The sequence below is a fragment of the Oribacterium sp. NK2B42 genome, from assembly GCF_000424445.1.
Classification (GTDB): Bacteria; Bacillota; Clostridia; order Lachnospirales; family Lachnospiraceae; genus Oribacterium.
Genome location: NZ_AUJX01000009.1, coordinates 77,760 through 100,212 on the forward strand (window position 1 = coordinate 77,760; position 22,453 = coordinate 100,212).

The 22,453-nt window shown below is 45.3% G+C and carries 24 protein-coding genes and 2 pseudogenes; 2 read left to right on the forward strand and 24 right to left on the reverse strand.

Features of this window, described 5'->3' with window-relative positions; all coding sequences use genetic code 11:
* Nucleotides 1-69: 69 nt before the first annotated feature.
* The 6 genes and pseudogenes from G625_RS21040 to G625_RS23600 form a co-directional block, all read right to left on the reverse strand.
* A complete protein-coding gene (locus tag G625_RS21040; protein WP_029200268.1) occupies nucleotides 70-1,530 on the reverse strand; it encodes an XRE family transcriptional regulator in 1,461 nt (486 codons plus the stop codon).
* A gap of 292 nt (nucleotides 1,531-1,822) precedes the next feature.
* Nucleotides 1,823-2,119, reverse strand: coding sequence for a preprotein translocase subunit YajC (yajC, locus tag G625_RS0105225; RefSeq protein ID WP_029200269.1), 297 nt, complete (start codon nucleotides 2,117-2,119; stop codon nucleotides 1,823-1,825).
* A 658-nt stretch (nucleotides 2,120-2,777) separates the two neighbouring features.
* The gene (locus tag G625_RS21045; protein ID WP_029200270.1) at nucleotides 2,778-3,509 is read right to left on the reverse strand and encodes a hypothetical protein; all 732 of its coding nucleotides are present in this window, start codon (nucleotides 3,507-3,509) and stop codon (nucleotides 2,778-2,780) included.
* A 262-nt stretch (nucleotides 3,510-3,771) separates the two neighbouring features.
* Nucleotides 3,772-4,746 carry a hypothetical protein gene (locus G625_RS0105235; protein ID WP_029200271.1) on the reverse strand — a complete coding sequence of 325 codons (975 nt, stop codon included), beginning with the start codon at nucleotides 4,744-4,746 and terminating at the stop codon, nucleotides 3,772-3,774.
* Between the two features lie 42 nt (nucleotides 4,747-4,788).
* Nucleotides 4,789-5,763, reverse strand: coding sequence for a UDP-galactopyranose mutase (locus G625_RS0105240; RefSeq protein WP_330364977.1), 975 nt, complete (start codon nucleotides 5,761-5,763; stop codon nucleotides 4,789-4,791).
* 159 nt (nucleotides 5,764-5,922) lie between these two features.
* Nucleotides 5,923-6,084: pseudogene (locus tag G625_RS23600) on the reverse strand (NAD(P)-binding protein); the annotation flags it as partial.
* Nucleotides 6,085-6,277: 193 nt separating this feature from the next.
* On the opposite strand from G625_RS23600, the gene G625_RS0105245 reads away from it, so the two are divergent.
* A complete protein-coding gene (locus G625_RS0105245) occupies nucleotides 6,278-7,297 on the forward strand; it encodes a diacylglycerol/lipid kinase family protein (protein WP_049895737.1) in 1,020 nt (339 codons plus the stop codon).
* A 274-nt stretch (nucleotides 7,298-7,571) separates the two neighbouring features.
* Entirely contained in the window at nucleotides 7,572-8,420 is an 849-nt protein-coding gene (locus G625_RS21050) for a hypothetical protein (protein ID WP_198014864.1), read from the forward strand.
* Between the two features lie 256 nt (nucleotides 8,421-8,676).
* On the opposite strand, the gene G625_RS0105255 is transcribed toward G625_RS21050, so the two are convergent.
* From G625_RS0105255 to G625_RS18505, 18 genes and pseudogenes are all read right to left on the reverse strand, one after another.
* Nucleotides 8,677-9,342 (reverse strand): hypothetical protein, encoded by a 666-nt coding sequence (locus tag G625_RS0105255; RefSeq protein ID WP_029200275.1) that lies wholly within the window; start codon nucleotides 9,340-9,342, stop codon nucleotides 8,677-8,679.
* 499 nt (nucleotides 9,343-9,841) lie between these two features.
* Nucleotides 9,842-11,227 carry a sugar transferase gene (locus G625_RS0105260; RefSeq protein WP_029200276.1) on the reverse strand — a complete coding sequence of 462 codons (1,386 nt, stop codon included), beginning with the start codon at nucleotides 11,225-11,227 and terminating at the stop codon, nucleotides 9,842-9,844.
* Nucleotides 11,228-11,534: 307 nt separating this feature from the next.
* Nucleotides 11,535-11,690 (reverse strand): rubredoxin, encoded by a 156-nt coding sequence (rd, locus tag G625_RS21840; protein WP_029200277.1) that lies wholly within the window; start codon nucleotides 11,688-11,690, stop codon nucleotides 11,535-11,537.
* Between the two features lie 20 nt (nucleotides 11,691-11,710).
* On the reverse strand, nucleotides 11,711-12,049 hold the full coding sequence (locus G625_RS0105270) for a desulfoferrodoxin family protein (RefSeq protein ID WP_029200278.1): 339 nt from the start codon (nucleotides 12,047-12,049) through the stop codon (nucleotides 11,711-11,713).
* Between the two features lie 25 nt (nucleotides 12,050-12,074).
* Nucleotides 12,075-12,638 carry a rubrerythrin gene (gene rbr, locus G625_RS0105275; protein ID WP_029200279.1) on the reverse strand — a complete coding sequence of 188 codons (564 nt, stop codon included), beginning with the start codon at nucleotides 12,636-12,638 and terminating at the stop codon, nucleotides 12,075-12,077.
* Nucleotides 12,639-12,707: 69 nt separating this feature from the next.
* Entirely contained in the window at nucleotides 12,708-13,793 is a 1,086-nt protein-coding gene (locus tag G625_RS0105280; protein ID WP_029200280.1) for an NAD-dependent epimerase/dehydratase family protein, read from the reverse strand.
* 12 nt (nucleotides 13,794-13,805) lie between these two features.
* On the reverse strand, nucleotides 13,806-15,284 hold the full coding sequence (locus tag G625_RS0105285) for a nucleotide sugar dehydrogenase (RefSeq protein ID WP_029200281.1): 1,479 nt from the start codon (nucleotides 15,282-15,284) through the stop codon (nucleotides 13,806-13,808).
* A gap of 295 nt (nucleotides 15,285-15,579) precedes the next feature.
* A complete protein-coding gene (locus tag G625_RS0105290; RefSeq protein WP_029200282.1) occupies nucleotides 15,580-15,975 on the reverse strand; it encodes an RrF2 family transcriptional regulator in 396 nt (131 codons plus the stop codon).
* A 104-nt stretch (nucleotides 15,976-16,079) separates the two neighbouring features.
* Entirely contained in the window at nucleotides 16,080-16,541 is a 462-nt protein-coding gene (gene nifU / locus G625_RS0105295) for a Fe-S cluster assembly scaffold protein NifU (RefSeq protein ID WP_029200283.1), read from the reverse strand.
* Nucleotides 16,538-17,731, reverse strand: coding sequence for a cysteine desulfurase NifS (gene nifS / locus G625_RS0105300; RefSeq protein WP_029200284.1), 1,194 nt, complete (start codon nucleotides 17,729-17,731; stop codon nucleotides 16,538-16,540). Before nifS ends, nifU begins: the two co-directional genes overlap by 4 nt.
* Nucleotides 17,732-17,791: 60 nt before the next feature.
* The gene (locus G625_RS23605; protein WP_084152770.1) at nucleotides 17,792-17,917 is read right to left on the reverse strand and encodes a toxin-antitoxin system HicB family antitoxin; all 126 of its coding nucleotides are present in this window, start codon (nucleotides 17,915-17,917) and stop codon (nucleotides 17,792-17,794) included.
* A gap of 191 nt (nucleotides 17,918-18,108) precedes the next feature.
* The gene (bsh, locus tag G625_RS0105305; RefSeq protein WP_029200285.1) at nucleotides 18,109-19,098 is read right to left on the reverse strand and encodes a choloylglycine hydrolase; all 990 of its coding nucleotides are present in this window, start codon (nucleotides 19,096-19,098) and stop codon (nucleotides 18,109-18,111) included.
* 31 nt (nucleotides 19,099-19,129) lie between these two features.
* Nucleotides 19,130-19,225, reverse strand: a complete 96-nt coding sequence (locus G625_RS23610; RefSeq protein WP_084152771.1) for a toxin-antitoxin system HicB family antitoxin — start codon at nucleotides 19,223-19,225, stop codon at nucleotides 19,130-19,132.
* Nucleotides 19,226-19,238: 13 nt separating this feature from the next.
* Entirely contained in the window at nucleotides 19,239-19,871 is a 633-nt protein-coding gene (locus tag G625_RS23440) for a flavin reductase family protein (RefSeq protein WP_029200293.1), read from the reverse strand.
* 189 nt (nucleotides 19,872-20,060) lie between these two features.
* Nucleotides 20,061-21,008, reverse strand: a pseudogene (locus G625_RS23445) (Rieske 2Fe-2S domain-containing protein); the annotation flags it as partial.
* 116 nt (nucleotides 21,009-21,124) lie between these two features.
* The gene (locus tag G625_RS22300) at nucleotides 21,125-21,295 is read right to left on the reverse strand and encodes a hypothetical protein (RefSeq protein WP_156885038.1); all 171 of its coding nucleotides are present in this window, start codon (nucleotides 21,293-21,295) and stop codon (nucleotides 21,125-21,127) included.
* Nucleotides 21,296-21,348: 53 nt separating this feature from the next.
* Nucleotides 21,349-21,828, reverse strand: coding sequence for a DNA-deoxyinosine glycosylase (locus G625_RS0105325; protein ID WP_029200286.1), 480 nt, complete (start codon nucleotides 21,826-21,828; stop codon nucleotides 21,349-21,351).
* A 177-nt stretch (nucleotides 21,829-22,005) separates the two neighbouring features.
* Nucleotides 22,006-22,350 carry a hypothetical protein gene (locus G625_RS18505; RefSeq protein WP_156885039.1) on the reverse strand — a complete coding sequence of 115 codons (345 nt, stop codon included), beginning with the start codon at nucleotides 22,348-22,350 and terminating at the stop codon, nucleotides 22,006-22,008.
* Nucleotides 22,351-22,453: the final 103 nt, after the last annotated feature.

Genomic DNA, 22,453 nt, shown 5'->3' on the forward strand with positions numbered 1-22,453 from the left:
TTCAGTTAATTAGTTTCAGCCGGCTCAATTCGTCTCGCTTCAACTTGAAATGAACGTCTTTCTTGATCATTATTTCAGCCAGCCCAGCTCGCCGCGTTTTAGTTTGAAGAGCATGTCTTTCTTTTTGTCATAGATGGAAAGAAGGACTCTCACCTGTTCAGGTGTACGGTTGGAGCTTGCCAGAACCTTGCTGAGCTCATCATTAGTCAGAAGCTTATCCATTTCCACAATAGAAGGGTCCTTGACCAGCCTCAGCAGGCCGAATTCATTTTCAGCAAAGCTGTCTACCGGAATGTTATTGAGCTCGAGGGTTCCGTGATTCATATCGAGATCGTAAAACATGGAATTTCCCGAATCAAAGATGGGAGCCATCTTCACGAACTTCAGGGACTCTGCATCTCTCAGCACTCCGAAGTTGTCATAGTTCCTGTCAGTGTTGCTAATGATAAAATCTGTCAGGATCTGGTAATCCAGAAATGCTTCTACCTGTTTCCTGGGGATACCGCCGTCCTCACAGGCACTTACAAAAATGTCGTAGTCCGATGCACCTTTATGCGTCCTCCTTCCGGCCTCTATAAGTTCTCTCGCAGAGACAAACTCAAGGTTCTCAGAGGTGAATGCTTCGGCACTGACTCCGATTTTCTTACCGTAGCCGTAATCTATAGTGTAGAACTCGTAATCCACAAAGTCGAACTTCTGCTGTTTTCTGTGGATATAAGCACCAACAACTTCATTGAAAATCTGCTGGGTTTTGTTGCCCTCTGTGCCCTTGACGAGAAATCTCTTCCCTTCCACGCAAACCCAGGATTTGGGAACATTACCCTTGGTGGACCCGCTTGGGAACAGTTCCTTGGTGATAGCAAAATCCTCATCCACGGGAAGTCCGGTGAAATGGCTCGCGCCCACAACATCGTCGAACTCATTCTTATAAAGACTTACGTCGTCCCACCTCAAACTGCTGCCCCGGGGTTTAAGCCAGTAGTCATCATTGAGGGACAGTCCCATGTTCCTCAGAAGGTATGCCTGAGGGGTCAGGAATCCGAGCTTTTCCAATGTAGACGCCAGGTTCCCCTGTGTCACAGGCACTGCTCTATGGTGCCACCATGCCTTCAGGAATCGGTCCTCCCCGACCGTTCCCAAAGGCATAAAATGCTGATCCATCACGCGGGCAACTTCAACGATCGCGCCCGTCACTGATTCAAGTACAAGATCGGCAACCTCCCGGTCTTTGTGCATCAGAATGAAGGAACCCTCACTCCTTGCACTCAGTACTTTTGATCTTGAATTCTCGTCCGATACCATCTCTTTAAGCTCACTTGGCTTTAAGGAACCCAGATCGAAATCCGAGATAAGATCCTCCATGGTGCAGCCCAATGCCCCGGCCATCTTCAGGATCGTCTCCGCCTTTGCCGAACTAAGCTCTTTATGACCCTGCTCATAGTCCTGTATGGAGCGGAAGGATATCCCCGTCATATCCGCAAGCTCTTTTCGACTTATTCCTTTCAGCTCTCTAAGAGTCTTAAGATTCATTGCCACCGCCTTAAATCACTAAATCTATCTAAGTCCTATGTTACGCTATTTGACGTATAGTAACAATCAATTACGTTTTACGTATTTATTACGAATTTCGGTCACGCCGCAAGGGTGATGCCACCGGGGACGGTTCTCGCCGGCAGGGTCGCTTGTCGCCGGCAGAGTCGGTTGTCGACTAAGAGAACCATCCCCGGTGGATAAACAGGTGGATCAAACAAAGGCGGGCAACATGCGGATCGATCCGCGTGCTGCTCGCCTTTGTTTTTTATTATTCTATTGTAAAAAGATTTTATTTCTTATCGCCGCTTGAAGAGCCTGAATTTGGCTTCTCGATCTGAACGATAGCAACCTTCTGCATAGGGATACGGCAGTTCTTATTGTTACCGAACTCTACGATAACGGTATCATCTGTCATATCAATGATAACTCCGTAAAAACCTGAGCTTGTAAGAACCGTATCTCCCACAGCTACAGAAGCAAGAAGCTCCTGCTGCTTTTTACGTTCCTGCTGTGAAGGTCTGACACCAATAAAATAAAACATTGCAACGATTGCAACTACATAAATTATCCAGCCCACTGCGTTCATAAAACATCCTCCGTAGTTTTAAATATATAACTCACAAGGAGAAATTCTATCATAGTGCCGGGTAAATATCCAGTGGATTTCTCATTTAATGATTTAGTAGCCGGTCAGAAAATGTAGCCGCTCTGCCGGGTGTGCCCCGGAAAGGAGTTAGTGGGTCAATCAGGAAAAATGACCCACCGGCTCCGTCCCATGGGTACATCAACCGCGACATGACATGGATCGGAGCCGTTCGAAATTTCTTAATTTTTTCTTTCGGTTGTGACACTTTTGTGATGAACAGTGAGTTATATTATAGTCAACAAAGATAAATCCGAGGTAAGAATGACGCCAACTTCTTATTTCGACGATACTTGTGAATACTATTAATTGAAAAGCGGGATTCCATCAATTTCCGCTTCAATTCCCTTCATTAGTAATTAACTCCCTTCCGAATAGCAGGATGATCGATAACGGTCATTCTGCTATTCGATTTAGAAAAACTCCCCTGCTTTCGCAAGGGAGTCATCATCATTTTCTGTAAAGACTAATAAAACAAATCCATTAAATCTTATTACAAATATTCTGTTTTCTTCTCATCCATCAACGCTGCCTTAGAAAGCCTTCATAGATGTCATAGGGATAAATATCTGATGGGCTTAATCAAAAGCGTGCCGGATTATCAATCCTCTCCCGTACCGTCTGAAGCCTGTCCATCAGGGCCCGGAACTAAAACAGTTGAAGTATCTGTAAGAGGTGCTACTGAATTCGAAACAGCTCCTGCAGGAACGCTGGGACCATTGGTATCGTAGCTTGTCTTGCTCATATCAGGTCCGTCATCCTCTTCTGTGTTTACACCAATGCCTGCGGCACCCTCAGTTATTGTCTTCTTGATATGCTTGTTCACTACGAGATCGCTTGAATTGATATGCGTCGAGAGCTGACCAACCTTTAAGACCTTGTCCTCCGTTGTTATGTTTGTCTTGATACCATTGATGGCATCAACTGCGCTCTTGCTTGCCTTGTTATTGCTCTCAGCGATCATCTGTGCTGTCTTTGCTGCAGCATCAACAATTGCATTGGTATCAAGATTCTCTAAAGCCGTACGTGCTACAGCGACACCGTTCTGGATCCATGATCCGTCTGCTGCGGTTGTGTAGCCATCAGGTGTTGTTGTGCTTGAATAAACATAACCGTTCTCATCAAAGCCATAGCAAAGGAACTGTCCGTCTCCATCTGCATCAATCCACTGCCAAACACTCTTAGGAAATGTTCCGTCGTCGTTCTTGTACCAGATGCCCTTTTCATCCTGGATAAACTGTCCTGCAACAGCTGTTCCTGCAAACATTGAAACACTGAGTGCCGCGATTGTTGCGGTTGCTACTATTTTTTTAATCAAGTTCATTTTCTTCATTTTTTCTCTCCATAAAATTCGGCTTTGTTTTAGCAAATAACCTTTACGTAGACATACTATACCACGTATTTTCCAAAAGAGTATGACATTTTCAATTGTGAAAATATTAAAGTTTTTTGTATTTAATTTTATAGTGAATTTAGAATTTTGGAAAAATGAGCGTATATTCTCGCGTGATTCAGCGACATTCGTAAAACCAAGATTAATATATCATAACAAAACTCTATCTTTCTTTTTAAAAAACGGCGAAAAACGCACATTATTAAGTCTTCGAAAGATGATCCGTCATCATGGTCACGAAGTCGTCCATGTAGGCCTGGCCGTCGGTGTCGTACTCGAAGAAGCTGATCGCGAGGATGGACCGTTCGTCGGCATTCCACAGAAGTTCCAGGCAGGCGGTGACAGCTTTGTCGTCGCGTTGTCCCCTGAACACGGATTCGCGCAGCTTAAAATCGCCGATGGTGAAGCTGGTGCGGGTCCGTTCCTGATAGAAGCCCTCCAGATCCTTCCGGTAAGCGTCGAGGATCCTGTCCTGATAGTCCTTGTAATTGTCGGCGGTCAGCTCCTCGCCGTCTCCCTCAGTGAAGCTCATGAAGCTGATCTGCGGGTAGGAGGAGTTGCTGAAGACATAGAAATGGTCGTAACCCAGGTCATCCGTCTGGTAGTAATTGTAGTACCCGGGGACCAATGCTTTTATCCCGGCTTTTGCATTGTAATAAAATCCTAAGTCCCCGTCGTGGTATCTTTCCTCTCCCACGTCACTTGTCAGGTTGTGAATGGCGCCTTCGTCGTGGATCAGCTGCACGTGACCGTAATCCGTGGTGAACCCGATCAGGTCATCGGGATTGATAGTCAGAATCTCCTCGTGGGGCTCGGTGTCACCGCCCGGCTTACCGTCACCTGCACCTTTTCCTTCGCTAATGTTTCCGGCGGTGGCGATGTCACTTCCGGTTATCCCATTTTCCCCGGACGCATCATGGGCACCGTTTTCGCTCAAACTGTCCAGCAACATATCCGAACCGTCCTCTTCCCCGGGAATGGTGCCGGTAATGACTTCAACGCGGCGCTCCTGTGAAGCGGCGGTTGATGATTGTTTTTTATCGGAAGATTTTCCTTTTGAATTGGATTTGCCGCAGGCGCTGAGGAGGACGAAGGCCACAGAAGCCAAAGCAATCGCAGCAACTCTCAGCACTTTTCTTTTGATTTTTGGAGCTGCACCCCCGTCCCCATAGCCCATAACAATACTATCTCCATTTCTCACTTATTTCTTTGATGTTAGTTATTTTCCAAGTTCTCTCTCGCACATGTCGAGTGCGGAAGCAATAACCTTGTCCATGTCGTAGTATTTGTACTCGCCGAGGCGGCCGCCGAAGATCACGCCGGTTTCTGCGTCTGCAAGTTTCTTGTACTCCTCGTAAAGCTTGCCGTTCTTCTCGTCGTTGACAGGGTAGTAAGGCTCGTCGCCGGGCTTCCACTCGCTGGAAAACTCGCGGGAGATCACGGTCTTCGGGATGTCATTACCCTCATCGTCCTTACCAAACTCAAACCACTTATGCTCAATGATCCTGGTCCAGGGAGTCTCACGGTCAGTGTAGTTGACGGCAGCATTACCCTGGAAATTCGGTTTGTCAAGGAGTTCATTCTCGAACCTGACCGAACGGTACTCAAGGTAGCCGAGCTTATAGCCGAAATATGCATCAATGGCGCCGGTGTAAACCACTTTGTCGGCGATGGATCTCAGGTCTTTTCTGGGTGCGCCGGACTCATCGAAGAAATCCACTCCAACGTGAACCTCGATGCTTCCTGATCCGACATTCGCCCCGCTCTTGCCGGAATTCCCGCAGACCGAAACATCGGCAGCAGCAGTCTTGTTCTGACCGAAATCTTTTCCGATCTGAACATCGGCAGCTACAGCAGCTGCGTTCTTGCCAAAATCCTCGCCGGTCTGAACTACGGCACCACCAAGCATGGCGGCAACCATCTTTGTGTAGCCTCCGACAGGAATGCCCTGGTAGAGAGCATTGAAATAGTTGTTATCAAAGGTGAGCCGCACCGGAAGGCGCTTAATGATAAAAGCCGGAAGTTCGGTGCAGGGGCGGCCCCACTGCTTCTCGGTGTAGCCCTTAATGAGCTTCTCGTAAATGTCTGTGCCCACCAGGGAAATGGCCTGCTCCTCGAGGTTTTTGGGCTCGGTAATGTCGGCCTCGCGGCGCTGGGACTCGATCTTCTCTGCAGCCTCCTCGGGAGTTACCACGCCCCACATCTTATTGAAGGTGTACATGTTGAAGGGAAGGGAGTAGAGCTCGCCGTGGAAATTGGCAACCGGGGAGTTGGTGAAGCGATTGAACGTAGCGAATTTCTGTACGTAGTCCCAGACTTTTCCGTCGTTTGTGTGGAAGATGTGGGCACCGTATTTGTGGACATGGATCTTCTCTACGTCTTCGGTGTAGACATTACCCGCAATGTTCGGGCGCCGGTCGATGACCAGGACTTTTTTGCCGGCGGATGCGGCTTCGTGGGCGAAGACTGCGCCGTAAAGGCCGGCGCCGACTACCAGATAATCATATTTTGACATGGGTTAGTTCTCCTTATTCATGTTATTTTAGCTCATAGTATAGCACAAGGAAGGGGAATTTACACCTGTGCCGGGCGAGCAGTGTTACTATACAGGGTTTTCATTTCATGAAGTTGCCTTTTTTATCATAAAACATCTATAATGATAGATATACACAAGAAGATCGTTCCGACATGCAAGTGAGGTAACAAGTATGGGCAATGGATCAGAATCAAAAGAAACCAGTTCAAAAATTAACGAATCCAATTCAACCAGCCTGACCAAAATTCCGCAGGTTACTGAAAATCAATGGAAGAAGCCGCTTAGGAAGGCGCTTGTTCTGGTGAATCAGAATGCGGGGACGGGGAATGCAAGAGACAAGGTGTTCCGGCTCATAAGTGAGCTTGTGAAGCTTGACTATGAGGTGATAACCTACCCCATCATTCCGGCCAAGAATATCACTTCCGAGAACATCATCAGGGAATATAAAAAAAAGGTGAAGCTTGTGGCCTGCATCGGCGGCGACGGGACGCTCAATCATGTGGTGAATGCCCTCATGGAGGCAACCGACAAGGGGAAAACCAGCATTCCGGTGCTTTACATTCCAAGCGGCACCACCAATGACTATGCAAAGACTCTCGGTCTCAGCGGGGATGTGACAAAGATCATCCACGGAGTGAAGAAAAGCAGAGTTTACCGCCTGGACATAGGCTCCTTCGAGGATAAATACTTTAATTACGTTGCTGCCTTCGGGGCTTTTACCAATGTGAGTTATGCTACGCCTCAGGATCAGAAAAATCTTCTCGGTTATCTTGCTTATCTCATCAATGGTGTAGCATCTGCTCCGGCTTCCCTTCAGTCACGCCATCATCTAAAGGTAATCCACGACGGAGCCTCCGAGGAAGGGGACTATATCTTTGGAGCTGTTTCCAATGCAACCTCCGTGGGCGGCTTCAAAACTCCGGCTCTTGCCGATGCTTCCCTTAGCGACGGTCTTTTCGAGGTCATCCTCATCAAGGCACCGGATGCCCTTCCGGATATCGGCGAGATCCTCATGGCAGCCGGCGATGGTAATTTTGACAATCCTCATATAAAGATCTTCCGTACCGGTGAAGTGACCTTCATATCAGACAGTGACATGGACTGGACCCTTGACGGGGAATACGGCGGCGCAAGGAAAGAAGTTACTGTTTCGGTCATTCCGAAGGCCATCAGGATATATGCGGAGGATTGACCACTAACTCCGGCCTGACTTCCCGTATGCCCTTCAGATCCCCGGAATCTTTTCAGAATATTGTAATCCGAAAGCAACGAAGCTCATGCTTCGTTGCTTTTTGTTCTTCAAATCCTAAAATAACTCTAAAACCCTCTACAAAAACCTTAAGACTTTGAAAACTAAATTTCATCTTATTCCGGGGGCGAAAATGTTATATTTGGTCTGAAAAAAAGCGAAATATCATTAAGATAAAATTATGAAAAAAAGATCAGAGTTCAGCGAGGAAACTGTTATGAGAAATCGAAAATTGTTTAACTTTATAAGAACCGGCATCGCTTGCATTTCGGTGAGTGCCGCCTGCACTCTCACCGGGCTTGCGGGGCACTGGATGGCGAATGAGACCGGCTACTGGTATGTTCATGACGACGGAACCTACCCTCAGAACGCCTGGGAATGGATAGACAATGACGGAGACGGGATATATTTGTGCTACGCCTTCGACGAAAGGGGATACCTCTACACCAATACAGTGACCCCGGACGGTTATGTGGTGGGACCTGACGGTTCCTGGTACTCAGGAATTGTGCCCATGACAAGAGCATTTATCCATGGAGCCTCCATCGTTCCCACATCCATGGGCACCAATGTTAATACCGCTAATGATTCCTACGTTTATTCGGCGGATGGTATGCAGCTGATCACACAGAGGTATTCAACTCCGAAAAAGAAGGGGTCAGGCAGCTCTGATGATACCTCGACTTCTACGTCAACGAAATCATCAAAGAGCTCAAGTTCAAGCAATTCTAAATCATCGAAGTCAACTATAAGTACCGGTGTTTCATCATCGGAAATTGTTGCAACGATATATAAAACAGCAAAATCCAACACAGGTTCAGGTTCGTCTGCTTCAGACGATGCCTCAGCAAATGCAGGCAGTTCGACATCAAGTACGTACTCTGAGCCTGATGTTAATAACACCAGTAATGATTCCTTTGGTCCCGGCGGAAACATTCCTAAGAACTATTCATCCCAGACCGTTTCTCCTACAGCAGACACCAGGGAATATGCTCCCAAGAGCAACGTAATCGAGCGCGATGGATATGAGGATGAAGACCAGAGTGATGACGAGGAAGAGGAATGATCAGAAACGAAGGAACAGCATCAACAAAATATTCTTAATTTCGTAATGGAGTTTGACTTACACAAAATATCAATCACAAAAGAAATCCACCGTAGACGGTTCTCCTGTGGGAACCATCTACGGTGGATTATTTTACAGTTTTATCGTTGTAATACCAAGCAGGCATGTCCGTTGAAGGTGCCGGAAACTCAAAATACGTTATACTAAGTAACTCAGAGCCTGCTGAGCTATTACGGCTTGATCCCCCTTGCGAAAATCAGTCAAAGAGCAGGATTCCTGCGACCTGCTTTTTTAGGCCTTTCAGCTTTTGAAGCTGGGTGCTGAGATTCTTCTTGGAGGTATTTCGGTCAGCAGCGAGGAGTGTGTACTTTACATCGCGGATGGCATTGATGGCTGCGGCGTCTGTAATGATGTCACCTGCTGCCTTTACGGTTTCGTCACCGTTTATAGTATTTACAGACCTTGCGATGTTGCTGAGGGCGTCGGGATCGATCCTTCCGATAAGGGAAATCTCCTTTATATCCTCATCCTTGAAGGCTGCCACAAATGTTTTTATATTGGCAGCGGCTACTTCGTAGAACTTATCTTTATCCGGAAGTGCATCCCCGTAAGATAGCTTGTAAAGCATGCTGTCGATAGCATTGGCGCGAAGTTCTGAATTGCCTGCTCCAGCGGTACCGGCAAACTTGGGTCCGGCGATAGCATTGGACTTGCCAAGGGACTTATAGTCGCCGAAGATGCGGAGACCGAAGAGATAAGTGATCTCACCGGCATTAGTGATCTTATCTTCAACGATTGCCTTAAATACGATAAAGCCTGCGGCTAAGAAGAAACCCAGGATCAGGCCAATGATCCCGAACTTTACACCTGACTTAAGAGCCTGGGATCTTGTGATGCCGTTTCCGCCACTACTGCCGCTCACCTTATTATCGGCAAGAGCTGTGTAACTGTTGTAGAAAGCTGCGATCTGATTAGCAGAAACGATTATTGCCTTTTGATTGACTTAATCTCTTTATGGCATCATCTGAGTCATGTGATGATCTGTGTGTGAATGACTTAAGTTCTGGTTTCCGTTATCTGAGTCATACATAGGACTAAGCCTGAATGACTCAAATTTGGGTTTCCGTTATCTGAGTCAACATTTTTTGAATTCCTGTCTGACCGCAATTTAAAATAATCCTAAATGGGTCAAACATGTAGTTGTGAATCATTGACTTAAACATAGTTTTTACGTTAATGAGTCAGTCGAGTCCTTTTTCTGATATGACCTAAAATTGCATTATGGGACATTAGGTCAAACATGAGTACTTATCATGTTGACTGCAAATACAGAAAACAGCAAAGAAGTCAACCAGCGGTACCGAATTGTCCTAAAAACCTAATTAACTTTGTTCTTCATTAAACAAGGGTCGGCTGAACTGTTACGACTGATCCTCATCCTTGCTGCTTTCCAGTGCTGTGATCTGGTCTTCGGAAATGCCTTCCGAGCTTTCGGGGATAAAGACGATCTTCAGGGTGTAGAAAATGATCCTGAGGTCAAAAAGCACTGACCTCTGGGAGATGTAGAGCAGATCCAGCTTCAGTTTATCCAGAGGAGTGGTGTTGTACTTGCCGTAAACCTGGGCGTATCCGGTGAGGCCTGCCTTAACCTTGAGCCTTAGGCTGAATTCCGGGATTTCTTTCTCGTACTGCTCTGCTATCTCAGGGCGTTCGGGTCTCGGACCGACTACGGACATATCGTTCTTCAGGATGTTGAAGAGCTGAGGGAGTTCGTCGATCCGGAGTTTTCTGATAACCTTTCCCACAGGGGTGATTCTGTCGTCGTTTTTACTGGCGAGACGGGCGACGCCATTTTCAGAATCCACCTTCATGCTTCTGAACTTATAAATGTCAAAAACTCTGCCATCCTTAGTGAGGCGCTTCTGGCTGTAAAGGACCGGACCTCCGTCATGGGTTTTTATGAGAATGCTCGTGATGATGAGGATGGGGGACAGAAGCATTATCCCGAGGAGGGCTATGATGACATCGGCGGTGCGCTTGACTCCGGCATAGTACCAGGCCTCCGGCATTTTCCTGTTCCTGAGATACGGGGTATCGAAGGTGTGGGATACCTCGTGGCTAAGTTTCAGTAGGTCAGACATATCCATGGACATATGCATATCTTTATGATGAGCATCACAGAAGATCGTCACTTTTTTTTCCAATTCCCCGGAAACATCGCAAAGGTAAATGTCTTTGCATTTTCTCAGTGTCCTGAAAATGATCTCCGGATCCGTCGTGTCCTCAAAGGTTCCCAGGATCTGGTAACGGTATTTTTTCTCCTTCATCTTTTTCAGTAGTCTGTGATAGTCCTGTGAACCGTAAACGATCATTATCTTTCGCGGTTCATCGAATCTTGCATAGAGACGGTTACAGACAAAGGTCACAAGACCTATAGTTGAAAACTGAAGCACGAAGCCGAGAAGGAAGAATCTCAGGCTTATGCGGCTGAAGTTGTGGAACCAGAAGAAGGTAGCCACGAAAAGGCAGAAGTCACCGATGCTGAAGGAAAGCATTTGTGAAAAAGCCAGCTCCTGGAGTCGGTAAAGGCCGATCTTGTGAGCGTCGTACATCTTTGCGAAGAAGAGATATACCACAGAAAACATGATTCCGACCAAGGTAAGGGTTCTGTAGCCGAAGAATCCCTCCACCCAACCGGGGGCAACGTTCCAATACCATATCAGCGCCGCTGTAACGAATGCTATAACCAGACTTATGAGGGTATAGACCTCTTTTATTATGTTTTTGAATCGTTCTTTTTTCGTCATATTACCCTTCGTCCAGTCCTTGGTTTTGTTAGCGCCATATGTAACTTATTCCGGTTTCAGAAACGGTATATCATATTTGGAAACCATATACAGCGGCTTATATCTTTTATCACGTTAGTATACAGCCTCTTTTTGACTTATGCAAATCTATAGGAGAGAATCCTTACCGATTCCTTTTAACAGTCGTAACAGTTAAACCGGATGCCCGCCGGCTCGACCCAGCCTGTGCCACGGCTAAACTGTTACTAACCATCAAAGATGTGCAGAAAAAAGGCAGGTGCCGCTGCACCTGCCTCAGAAACTCTTCTTACTGTGGTGAGAACTGATCCTTACCCACACCACATAAAGGACAAACATAGTCCTCAGGAACGTCTTCCCACTTTGTTCCTGCTGCTACTCCGTTATCAGGGTCTCCGTTCTCTTCATCATAGATAAAACCGCAAACATTACAAACGTACATCATATCTTAACCTCCCGGATTCATCAAACAGTTGCCTTCCACAAACCGTGGAGATTGCAGTACTCATAGGCTGCAACAACCTTCTCGTTTACCTCGAAAACAGCTTCCGGCTTCATGCCCGGCTTCAGATAATGGATCTGGAAGCCACACTCTGTTTCAAGAAGAACCCATCCGATAAAATGCTCCGGCAGCATGGGGTGCTCAACTGATCCAACACATACTGTAACAGTATTGCCATCCTGACTGATGACAGGAACATGCTTTTCGTTGGCTGCATCAGTTGTATTGGCAACCAGCTCTTCACCTACCGATAAGCTCTTGTCTGAAATCACGACCTGATCTTCGAGTTTGTAAAATTTCATTTCTCTGTACCTCCTTGCGATAATATTAATAATTCTCGGGCTTCAGCTGGAAATAATCTCTCGGGTGATTGCATACGGGGCAGACCTCCGGAGCTTCTTTTCCGATGACGATGTGTCCGCAGTTACTGCACTGCCATACGCAGTCGCCGTCACGGGAGAATACAAGCTTATCTTCAACGTTCTTAAGAAGCTTTCTGTACCTCTCTTCATGTTCCTTTTCAATGGCAGCGACGCCCTCAAAAAGCTCAGCTATTTCATCAAAGCCCTCTTCTCTTGCTTTCTTTGCGAATGAAGGATACATTTCCTTCCACTCGTAGCCCTCACCATCTGCTGCTTCCTTCAGGCAGTCAACAGTGCTTCCGATGCCGGTCAATATCTTGTACCAGATTTCAGCATGCTCCTTCTCATTGGCTGCTGTCTCTGCGAAAATATTGGAAATCTGGACAAAGCCCTCCTTCTTTGCTTTTGAGGCGAAGAAGGTATACTTGTTTCTTGCCTCCGATTCTCCGGCGAAAGCAGCCTGAAGGTTCTTTTCAGTCTCTGTGCCCTTCAGGTCCTCTGCTCTGCATCTCCATTTGTTATCTGCCATGGTGCAATCTCCTTTCTGTATATACACGCAACAAAATATTTATATAGGTACAGTATATCATATGTAGCTTCAACCATAAAACTCTTTATACCACTCTGCGAACTTCCTAAGCCCTTTCCTGATGCCAATGGCCGGCCTGAAGCCATAGTCTCTTTCCAAGGCTTCACTGTCCGCATAAGTCACAGGCACATCCCCGGGCTGCATGGGTACAAGCTCCTTGTGGGCTTCAAAATCATAATCAGCCGGCAGGACTCCCGCACGGATCAGCTCCTCCTGAAGCACGGTGATATAATCAAGAAGATTCTCCGGAGTGCCGCCTCCGATGTTGTAAACCGCATAGGGCGAAACAGGCAGTCCATCCTCGCCAACTGCCTTCTCAGGCGCTCCCTGCATTACCCTCAGAACTCCCTCAACGATGTCATCAATATAGGTAAAATCACGTTTACAATTACCGAAGTTGAAGATCTTTATATTCTTCCCGGCACGAAGATTGTCAGTGGCACTGAAATAGAACATATCCGTTCTTCCCGCAGGACCGTAAACCGTAAAAAACCTGAGCCCAGTCGAAGGAATATTGTAAAGCTTGCTATAAGAATGAGCCAGAAGCTCGTTGCTCTTTTTTGTAGCCGCATACAGAGAAACCGGGTTATCCACCTTGTCATCCGTACTGAAAGGAACCTTTTTGTTTCCGCCATATACGGAAGAGCTTGATGCATATACCAGATGCTCAACTCCGGCCTCACCGCCATCATAGGAATGACGGCAGGCCTCCAGGATATTGTAAAATCCAATGATATTACTGTTAATATAGGTGTCCGGATGATCAATGGAGTACCTGACGCCTGCCTGAGCCGCAAGGTTTACAACAACAGAGGGTTTATATTCTGTAAATACATCTGACACCGCCTTGCTGTCCGAAAGATCCGCCTTGACAAAAACCCACGTGTTTCCGGTTTCATCCGCAGCCTTCCCAACCTCCTTAAGCCGCCACTCCTTAAGTTCAACCGGATTATAATCTGTTATACAGTCAAAACCCACTACTGTAACATCAGCAAAATCCCTTAGAACCCTGATGGCAAGATTCGAACCTATAAAACCGGCCGCCCCGGTGATAAGTATTGTTTTTCCGTTTAAATCTATCTTTTCCTTAGTCATAATCTGTCACCGTCAATCCCTTCCAAAAAGATCCCTTGTATAGACCTTATCCTTCACGTCATCAAGGCACTCATTATATCTGTTTGCAATGATGGCGCCGCTTCTCTTTTTAAACTCCGAAAGGTCATTTACAACCTCAGAGCCGAAAAAGGTCGTTCCATCCGGAAGTGTAGGCTCAAATACTATTACCTTTGCACCCTTTGCCTTGATCCTTTTCATGATACCCTGAATAGATGACTGCCTGAAGTTGTCGGAATTGGATTTCATGGTGAGGCGGTAAACCCCCACAACTACCTCATGCTCCTTATCAGGGTCAAACCCCTCGGAGTTTCCATAAGCTCCCGCGATATCGAGCACTCGGTCGGCAATGAAGTCCTTACGGGTCCTGTTGGACTCCACGATGGCCTCGATCAGATTCTCCGGAACATCCTTATAGTTTGCAAGAAGCTGCTTTGTATCCTTCGGCAGGCAATATCCGCCATAGCCAAAGGAAGGATTGTTGTAATGCGTACCGATCCTTGGATCCAGGCTTACACCATCGATGATGTCCTTTGTATTAAGTCCCTTTGATTCCGCATAGGTATCAAGCTCATTAAAATAGGAAACACGAAGCGCAAGATAAGTATTGGCAAAAAGCTTTACAGCCTCAGCTTCCGTGAGACCCATGAAGAGGGTGCTTATGCCCTTCTTGATGGCACCCTCCTGAAGAAGTGCCGCAAAAGTATGGGCTGCCTCAACCAGTCGTTCATTACCCTTGTCAGTTCCGACGATGATCCTGGAAGGATACAGATTGTCATAAAGAGCTTTTGACTCACGAAGGAATTCCGGGCTGAAGATAATGTTTTCGGTGTTATATTTTTTTCTTACCGACTCGGTGTAGCCAACCGGAATGGTGGATTTGATGACCATGATGGCATCGGGATTCACCTTGAGCACCAGTTCTATCACCGCTTCAACAGCGCTTGTATCAAAGAAATTCTTCTTTGCATCATAGTTTGTAGGCGCCGCAATGATAACAAAATCCGCATCCCTGTAAGCTGCCTCTCCGTCAAGAGTCGCCGTAAGGTCAAGCTTCTTTTCCGCCAGATACTTCTCTATATATTCATCCCGGATCGGGGATTTCCTGTTATTGATAAGCTCTACCTTCTCAGGGATGATATCTACCGCAGTAACACGGTTATGCTGTGCCAGCAGTGTGGCAATGGAAAGCCCCACATAGCCTGTACCCGCCACCGCGATATTCATAGGAGATCTCGCCTCTAAGTTCATGGAACCATCATGATCCAGAAAAACCTCCGTAGGGTCAAAGCCCAGGACAGACCCCATCTTTTCAAGCTGCTGTATGGAGGGTACATACTCCATGGACTCAATATGGCTTAACATGGCGCGATTAATGCCTGTTGCGTCCGCAAGCTGCTGCTGTGTCATTTTCTTCTCTTTACGCCCGGAGTTCACAAGCTCCGCAAGCTTTTCCTGTGATAATGTCTTCATACTGTACACTCTCCTTATTGTGTTATTTAAAATAACAAAAACAGTTTTCTATAAAAGTAAAGTCAGTATAAGACATCGCCAAAAGTTTTGCAATATATTTTACATTTTTATGCGTGTAATCACCCTGAACAACGAAAGTCGGCAGGATAATGTTATTTATAATAACATTATCCCGCCGAATCTGTTGCCATATTAAAATAAATATACAAAATAGATAGTTTTTATCAGAATATTTTTTCAAAAAACCACCGGAGACGGTCCTCACAGTCGGGAACTGTCTCCGGTGGTTCATTTTTTACATTAGATCCCTAAGTGTCTTCGATTCAAGATAATCCTTTATGACCTTGTCCAGGCCCTCCCAGAATCCAATTGTCCTGCAGCTTGACCTTCTTTCACATTCAGCCGCCCCTTTGGTAAGGCAGCTTACAGGCTCAAGCTCCTTTTCGGTAAGCTCCAGAATCTCGCTGATCCTGTATTCTTCAGGCTTTCTCGTCAGACGGTATCCGCCGCCTTTGCCCTGCAGCCCCACTATAAGTCCGTTTTTTGTCAGGGGCGGTAAGATCTGCTCCAGATATTTCAGGGACAGCCCCTGTCTCTCCGCCACATCCTTCATGGGCACATAACCGTCCCCCTGGGTCAGTGCTATGTCCACCATAACCCTTAACGCATAACGTCCTCTTGTTGAAATCATAAAAGTCCTCCGATATCAAAACTTACGCTTTATTTTAAACCAATGCCGCCGGCGCAGGCATCGCCCTGCACAGATTCAATAAAGCGTCAGTCCCTGCCGGCGCTTTATTCTCCCTGCATCTTGTAGAACTCCTCCGTCTCGTCGATGTCATTGACAGGCGGTTTAAGTCCCTCTATCTTTATATCATTTTTTTCGGCATAATCCCATAATGCAGCGTGAATTGCCTGTTCGGCAAGAAGAGAACAGTGTACTTTCACAGGTGGAAGTCCGTCCAGGGCCTCCATAACTGCCTTGTTGGTGACCTCGAGAGCCTCCTGCACAGTCTTTCCCTTGACAAGCTCTGTAGCCATGGAGCTGGTGGCTATAGCAGCACCGCAGCCGAAGGTCTTGAACTTGGCCTCCCTAACCACCTGGTTCTCGTCGATATCGAGATACATTCTCATAATGTCTCCGCACTTGGCATTACCAACTGTACCCACACCTGCTGCATCCTCTATCTCTCCCACATTTCTCGGATTTGAAAAATGATCCATTACCTTTTTACTGTATTCTGTTACCTGGCTCATACGCCGGCCTCCTTATTCTTCTTAACAAAATCCTCGTACAGTGGTGACATCATTCTGAGTCTTCCCACTATCTCCTTTAAGCTTTCCACAACATAGTCGATGTCTTCCTCGGTGGTATCCTTTGATAAAGTCAGTCTCAGGGAACCGTGTGCTATCTCATGCGGAAGTCCGATGGCCAGAAGCACATGAGACGGATCCAGGCTTCCGGAGGTACATGCAGATCCGGAGGATGCACAGATGCCCTTCTGGTCAAGCAGGATGAGCAGTGACTCTCCCTCGATGAATCTAAAGCAGAAATTCACGTTGTTGGACAGTCTGTTTGTGAGATCTCCGTTAACACGTGTATATGGAATCCCTGCTGTCACACCTGCGATCAGCTTGTCCCTGAGTCTGCTCTCATAAGCCACGGTCTTTTCCATATCTTTTACCGCAAGCTCTGCAGCCTTGGCGAAGCCGATAATGCCGGCGGCATTGGTGGTACCCGCACGCTTTCCGGATTCCTGTGCGCCGCCGTGGATCAGATTTGTGATCTTTACGCCTTTTCTTATGTAAAGAAAGCCGATACCCTTGGGACCGTTTATCTTGTGTCCGCTTGCTGACATAAGATCAATGTTCATTTCATTAACATCTATCGGAAGATGTCCGAAGGCCTGAACCGCATCTGTGTGGAAATAAATGCCGTGCTCATGGGCTATCCTGCCGATTTCCTTTACAGGCTCAACAGTACCGATCTCATTGTTTGCAAACATAACCGAAATAAGAACGGTTGTTGGTCTGATGGCCTTCCTGAGGTCAGAGACATTGACGAGACCTTTATCATCCACAGGAAGATAGGTGACCTCGAAGCCCCTCTTCTCCAGAAATTCGCAGGTATGAAGAACCGCATGATGCTCGATCTGAGTGGTGATAATGTGATTGCCCTTTTCACGGAGAGCATCAGCAACACCCTTTATGGCCCAGTTATCCGACTCACTGCCTCCGCTGGTAAAAAATATCTCATTTTCCTTTGCTCCTATGACCTTTCCGATGGCTTTCCTGGCTTCAGCCACTTTTTCTGCTATCTTTCCGGAAAACTCATAAGCACTCGATGGATTTCCAAACTGCTCACAAAAATACGGCTTCATGGCGTCAAACACTTCCTGAGTGACCCGTGTAGTCGCAGCATTATCCATATAAATATATTTAGACATGATCTAAGTTCCTTTCGCCTAGTTATATGGTAGGTATTATAGTTATAATTTCCTACTTAGTCAATAGGTTTTATCGATGATACAGGGTGCATCCTCAATAAAACTGTTTAAGCTTTGATTATGTGAGATAGCATAAATGGCTGCACGTCTGTGAATGTTATGCTGCTCATCATGTCTCTTTGGCAGACGTGAGAGGCATTATTATCAAAATTTCTGACGGAATCTGGTAAAAATGTCGACGATAGTCTTTTCATGAGTATGGATGAATTATGTTCTCCTATGCGGCTTTCTGGTTTTCCAATCTGTTTCCCATCTATCCGAATCAGGTATATATGCTGTGATCAGATATATCATTTCATCATTTATACTTGCGAAGGCTAATTCTCCCACCTTATCTGCTGCCCTTTAACAAGCTCATATATCACAACATGAACGCCGTCCAGATCCTCATGATACATATCCACAGCAGTTATCTGACTGTTCTCATAGGTCGTATAGTAATAAATCCCCTTATCGGTATTACAGCATGAGCTGTAAATGGTGTATTCACAAACCGGTGAACCATCATCATTCTTCCCCAGCCGGCAGCAGCCCTTTTGCTGTTCAACAGAACCCAGTATCTTAAAGAACTGTGAAACACTTGCAGACTCATCATCTGTCGTGTACGAATTAAGCCTTGTAAACGCAACCTTGACAAACCTTGAGGCAGAAGAAAGATCTCCGGGGATCCCTATGCCGCCCATGCCACGGCTATATCGTTTCATGGCGATATCACCCGCAAAAACGTTCTCAGGTTCAGAAGCAGAACAACTCATATAATCCGAAAGATGAGTAAGCTGATAATCAAATGCAGGATTGTTCGTCATCACCTTCGCCGGATTATCATATATATGCCCGCCGGATACAGTCTGCTCAAATACGATACACTCCTTCGAGTCCGCAATCATCCAATGTAAAGGTGACGGGGGAAGCTTTTCGCTGAAGGCATCCGAAGTTATGTTGATCTTAGACAGCAGTTTCTTCGCATCTCCCACTGTTTTACAATTGGACATAATCCATGGAATCAGTTCAAATGAAGCAACATTGTCCTTCCCATCCATCGGACTGTTATAATGTGCATTTTCCGGAAAATTCAGTCCTGCGATACTGACACCATATTCATTGGAAGCCTCGTAATACAGCGGATAATCATTCACAACATAAGCCATGCCGATCATTGCCGGATGCTCTTTGATGACACCCAGGTGCCGGAAATAAAACTGCTTTTTCCTTGGTGTCACCGTAACTGTCTCATGATAGGAAAATTCAAGATCCAGGTTTCTTCCAAAATAATGATTTTTCGTCTTATATGATACCGCTGTACACATGGTATTCCCTCCTCTTTTACTTAATGTTGGCTCATACACGCGCCAATTTTTCCTCAACCGCATCCTCAATAAAACTGTTTAAGCTTTGATTATGTGAGATAGCATAAGTGGCTGCGCGTCTGTGAATGTTATGCTGCTCATCATCTTATTATCTTTTCAAAATCTGCTTTTGGATGCTTGCATATCGGACAAATGAAATCATCCGGCAGCTCTTCCCCTTCCCATTCGTATCCACAGATGGTACATCTCCATACAGTCTTCCCTGTTGCTGTTTTTCCAACAGGCTGGGGCTTAGGTTTGATGTTCTTCTGATAATACTCATAGGTGCAGGAAGCAGCATCCGACAGCACCTCCATCATGACCGGTTCACATATAAACAAGGTATGGGAGCCTAGATCCACGGATTCTTTCACTTCCAATGAGAAGTAAGCATTGGTTCCCTTTGTTATATAAGGAATATCATTTTCCGCAATCCTGTAATCCTTCGCATTGAAGCTCTCGTCAAACTTATCAACATCTCTTCCGGATTGAAAACCGAAGTGTTTGAAAAGCTCGAACTCCGCTTCTGTACTTATGACAGAAACATTGCAGCGACCTGTTTCTTTCAGCATGTCATGGGTGTAATTTGCCTTGTTTACCGCAATTGAAATCCGGTTAGGCGAAGATGCCACCTGAATCGCAGTATTGATGATACAGCCATTGGTCTTTTTGCCATTCTTCACAGTACATACAAAAAGACCATAAGAAAGCCTGTACATTGCCTTGGTATTCATCTCAGCTTTTCTGCCAGGTTCATTGCCATCAGTTACAATGTTGTTTTCAGACATAATCACATCTCCTTTCTGAAAACTCAATTTCCTCAAAAACTCATGATCAAAAGTTCCGGCTCCAACATTTGATTTATCATCAGAAGAAGCCGATGCATAAGCATCATACTTCACTGTACTTTCCTTCTGAAGTTCAGCCCTTCTCCTTCTGTATTCAAGTATGGGCAGATCCGACGCCAAAAGACATTCTCCTATGAACATTCCGGTTTTCTTCGGAAGCTCAGTCTCTACGATCCGTTTATCCTGCCGTTCAACGATTCTGTTGGCAATACTTCCTAATATGGCTATCACCCTGTCTATAGCCTTAATTCCCGTAAATCTGTTGTAGAATCTCAATGCGATAATTGCATGTTCATCGTCAACCGGTATAAAAAATGCAAGTATCATCAGCTTATCGGTGACATGATTAAGCCACATATTGGGAAACTTAAATGTCAGATTTGTACTTTTTAGCACGCTCTCTTCAGAAGATTTAGGAGTCTGTCCCACATCATCTTCATTGTCGGCACTGGTCTCAAGTGTGTTTCTGTCAATCCATACCACCTTCGGTCCGTTACACAGTGTTTTATTTCCACGTCCAATGGTATCACGATGAACAAATGCAAGATGCGAAACATCAAGCTGATTCTCTATGACCCTCGAGTAGTCAACAGACCAAAAGTCCTCCATATGATCATAGCTGTAGGATGAATCCTTAATCACATCAAATACATCCGGATCTTTATCAGGTTCTCCCTCACCATACCATACAAAGATGATACCACCTATCTCCCTTGTATGATAATGTCTCATATGAAATCTTGAATGGTCATAAACCGAAGCTCTTCCTTCAGCCGGAACATACACACATTTACCATTAATATCATATTCTATGCCGTGAAACGGACACTTGATATGTTCATTACTGATCCAGCCTTTTTCAAGAGAGGCTTTCCTGTGCGCGCACCTACTGTTAAGACAGCCTATCTCTCCACTCTCTGTCCTGAAAAAAACTATATCCTCACCGAATCTCCTGACGCCTATAATCTTTCCCTTCCTGAGTTGATGAGATGAAAGAACTGCATACCATTGATTTTTAATCATATGTAATCCTCCATTTTGTAAAGCCTATTGTTTAATGACTACTGCCTTTCATACCATCTTATGATGGCTTTTCCCCTTTAACCTCTGATACATTTTAATTGAATCTATCAACAACGCTACATTATCTCCAAAATAATCTCTGTAAAATTTTGAACTATTATCATATTTTCTTTTATCAATCCCGTCCTATCGCCATAGGCGTAAAAGACTCCATCAATTTCCTTTTCTATCTGTTTAACGTCTGAAGAACTCCCTGACCTCAGATTAGCACGGATAAAACTTTCCATTCGTTCATCTTGATTTTTCTTAACCTAACACTCATACTTTCGCATGGGGGGTATTACTCCCACTTTGTTACTTTCCATGCATTAATCAACCTGTCAATGCTCCACGAAGCATTGGCCGGGCTTGTTGAGGGCAGGCAAAAAGCTTTGATTCCAAGAGTCTTTTCTATATATTTCTTATAATACTTTTCTGCAGTCTTACCATTCACAAACACTCTTTCAATATGTGCTGCATCAAGTATGATACTAAGATCATTTGGCATAACATTCTTTATACTTGAATCCGATGAGCCTACAATCTCACAGGAATGAATAACATCCCACAGAGCAACATGATTCCTCAAAAGAAAATCACGTTTTTCAGAAACTGTATCAGGTACTCTTTCATGAAAAACAGCGGCCATGACCTTCCAAAATCTGTTTTGTGGATGCCCGTAAAAAAACTGTGCCTCTCGTGATTTAACTGAGGGAAAGCTGCCGAGAATAAGCACTTTCGAGTTTTCATCGTACAAAGGAGGTATCGGATGTATAATCATTTGCTATCCTCTATAAACGTAAATATATGGCTACGTGATATTAAGGTTCTGTAAAGCACAGAAACCACCTATTTATTTGTCCATGCTTCCGAATATCTTAAGCGTCCTGTAAGGGGAACTGATTATGTTATGGGTCCACCCAAAGTAATCATATGTACACTCCCCTCTTCAAACATCTCAATATTCCTTAGCCGGATCAACATACATCCTATCAATTTCAGTATATATCTTTTTCAGGCTTTTATTCTTTGCACCTGCCACTTCATATATCTCATCAACACTTATTGGCAGCTGCTCCAGATAATTTCTCGTAATTAGCAGATAATAATTATCACTTCCTTTAACGGTATCTGCAAAATCCTTTGACCTTATAAATCTGCTATCCTCATCTATAACTATGTTTTTTCCGGGATTACTTTGAATATTTTCTTCCCACCGATCACCTTCAATAGCCAAAAGCTCTCTATCGCACGAAATACTTACACCGCTTTCCTTCCCGTACCTGTTATATTCTCGTATCATATCGAAAAGTGTTGTCTTGCCTCTGCCGCTCTCACCTCTAAGGACGGTAAGATTACGTTTTAATGAAAAAGAGTAGCTGTTTCGACTATTCTTGACCCTGATC

What these genes read in the sequence shown, in the direction of transcription:
- G625_RS21040 (WP_029200268.1), bottom strand. Translation starts at nt 1,530, where the DNA reads ATGAATCTTAAGACTCTTAGAGAGCTGAAAGGAATAAGTCGAAAAGAG.
- yajC (WP_029200269.1), bottom strand. Translation starts at nt 2,119, where the DNA reads ATGAACGCAGTGGGCTGGATAATTTATGTAGTTGCAATCGTTGCAATG.
- G625_RS21045 (WP_029200270.1), bottom strand. Translation starts at nt 3,509, where the DNA reads ATGAAGAAAATGAACTTGATTAAAAAAATAGTAGCAACCGCAACAATC.
- G625_RS0105235 (WP_029200271.1), bottom strand. Translation starts at nt 4,746, where the DNA reads ATGGGCTATGGGGACGGGGGTGCAGCTCCAAAAATCAAAAGAAAAGTG.
- G625_RS0105245 (WP_049895737.1), top strand. Translation starts at nt 6,278, where the DNA reads ATGGGCAATGGATCAGAATCAAAAGAAACCAGTTCAAAAATTAACGAA.
- G625_RS21050 (WP_198014864.1), top strand. Translation starts at nt 7,572, where the DNA reads ATGAGAAATCGAAAATTGTTTAACTTTATAAGAACCGGCATCGCTTGC.
- G625_RS0105260 (WP_029200276.1), bottom strand. Translation starts at nt 11,227, where the DNA reads ATGACGAAAAAAGAACGATTCAAAAACATAATAAAAGAGGTCTATACC.
- rd (WP_029200277.1), bottom strand. Translation starts at nt 11,690, where the DNA reads ATGATGTACGTTTGTAATGTTTGCGGTTTTATCTATGATGAAGAGAAC.
- G625_RS0105270 (WP_029200278.1), bottom strand. Translation starts at nt 12,049, where the DNA reads ATGAAATTTTACAAACTCGAAGATCAGGTCGTGATTTCAGACAAGAGC.
- rbr (WP_029200279.1), bottom strand. Translation starts at nt 12,638, where the DNA reads ATGGCAGATAACAAATGGAGATGCAGAGCAGAGGACCTGAAGGGCACA.
- G625_RS0105280 (WP_029200280.1), bottom strand. Translation starts at nt 13,793, where the DNA reads ATGACTAAGGAAAAGATAGATTTAAACGGAAAAACAATACTTATCACC.
- G625_RS0105285 (WP_029200281.1), bottom strand. Translation starts at nt 15,284, where the DNA reads ATGAAGACATTATCACAGGAAAAGCTTGCGGAGCTTGTGAACTCCGGG.
- G625_RS0105290 (WP_029200282.1), bottom strand. Translation starts at nt 15,975, where the DNA reads ATGATTTCAACAAGAGGACGTTATGCGTTAAGGGTTATGGTGGACATA.
- nifU (WP_029200283.1), bottom strand. Translation starts at nt 16,541, where the DNA reads ATGAGCCAGGTAACAGAATACAGTAAAAAGGTAATGGATCATTTTTCA.
- nifS (WP_029200284.1), bottom strand. Translation starts at nt 17,731, where the DNA reads ATGTCTAAATATATTTATATGGATAATGCTGCGACTACACGGGTCACT.
- bsh (WP_029200285.1), bottom strand. Translation starts at nt 19,098, where the DNA reads ATGTGTACAGCGGTATCATATAAGACGAAAAATCATTATTTTGGAAGA.
- G625_RS23440 (WP_029200293.1), bottom strand. Translation starts at nt 19,871, where the DNA reads ATGAATACCAAGGCAATGTACAGGCTTTCTTATGGTCTTTTTGTATGT.
- G625_RS22300 (WP_156885038.1), bottom strand. Translation starts at nt 21,295, where the DNA reads ATGGAAAGTTTTATCCGTGCTAATCTGAGGTCAGGGAGTTCTTCAGAC.
- G625_RS0105325 (WP_029200286.1), bottom strand. Translation starts at nt 21,828, where the DNA reads ATGATTATACATCCGATACCTCCTTTGTACGATGAAAACTCGAAAGTG.
- G625_RS18505 (WP_156885039.1), bottom strand. Translation starts at nt 22,350, where the DNA reads ATGATACGAGAATATAACAGGTACGGGAAGGAAAGCGGTGTAAGTATT.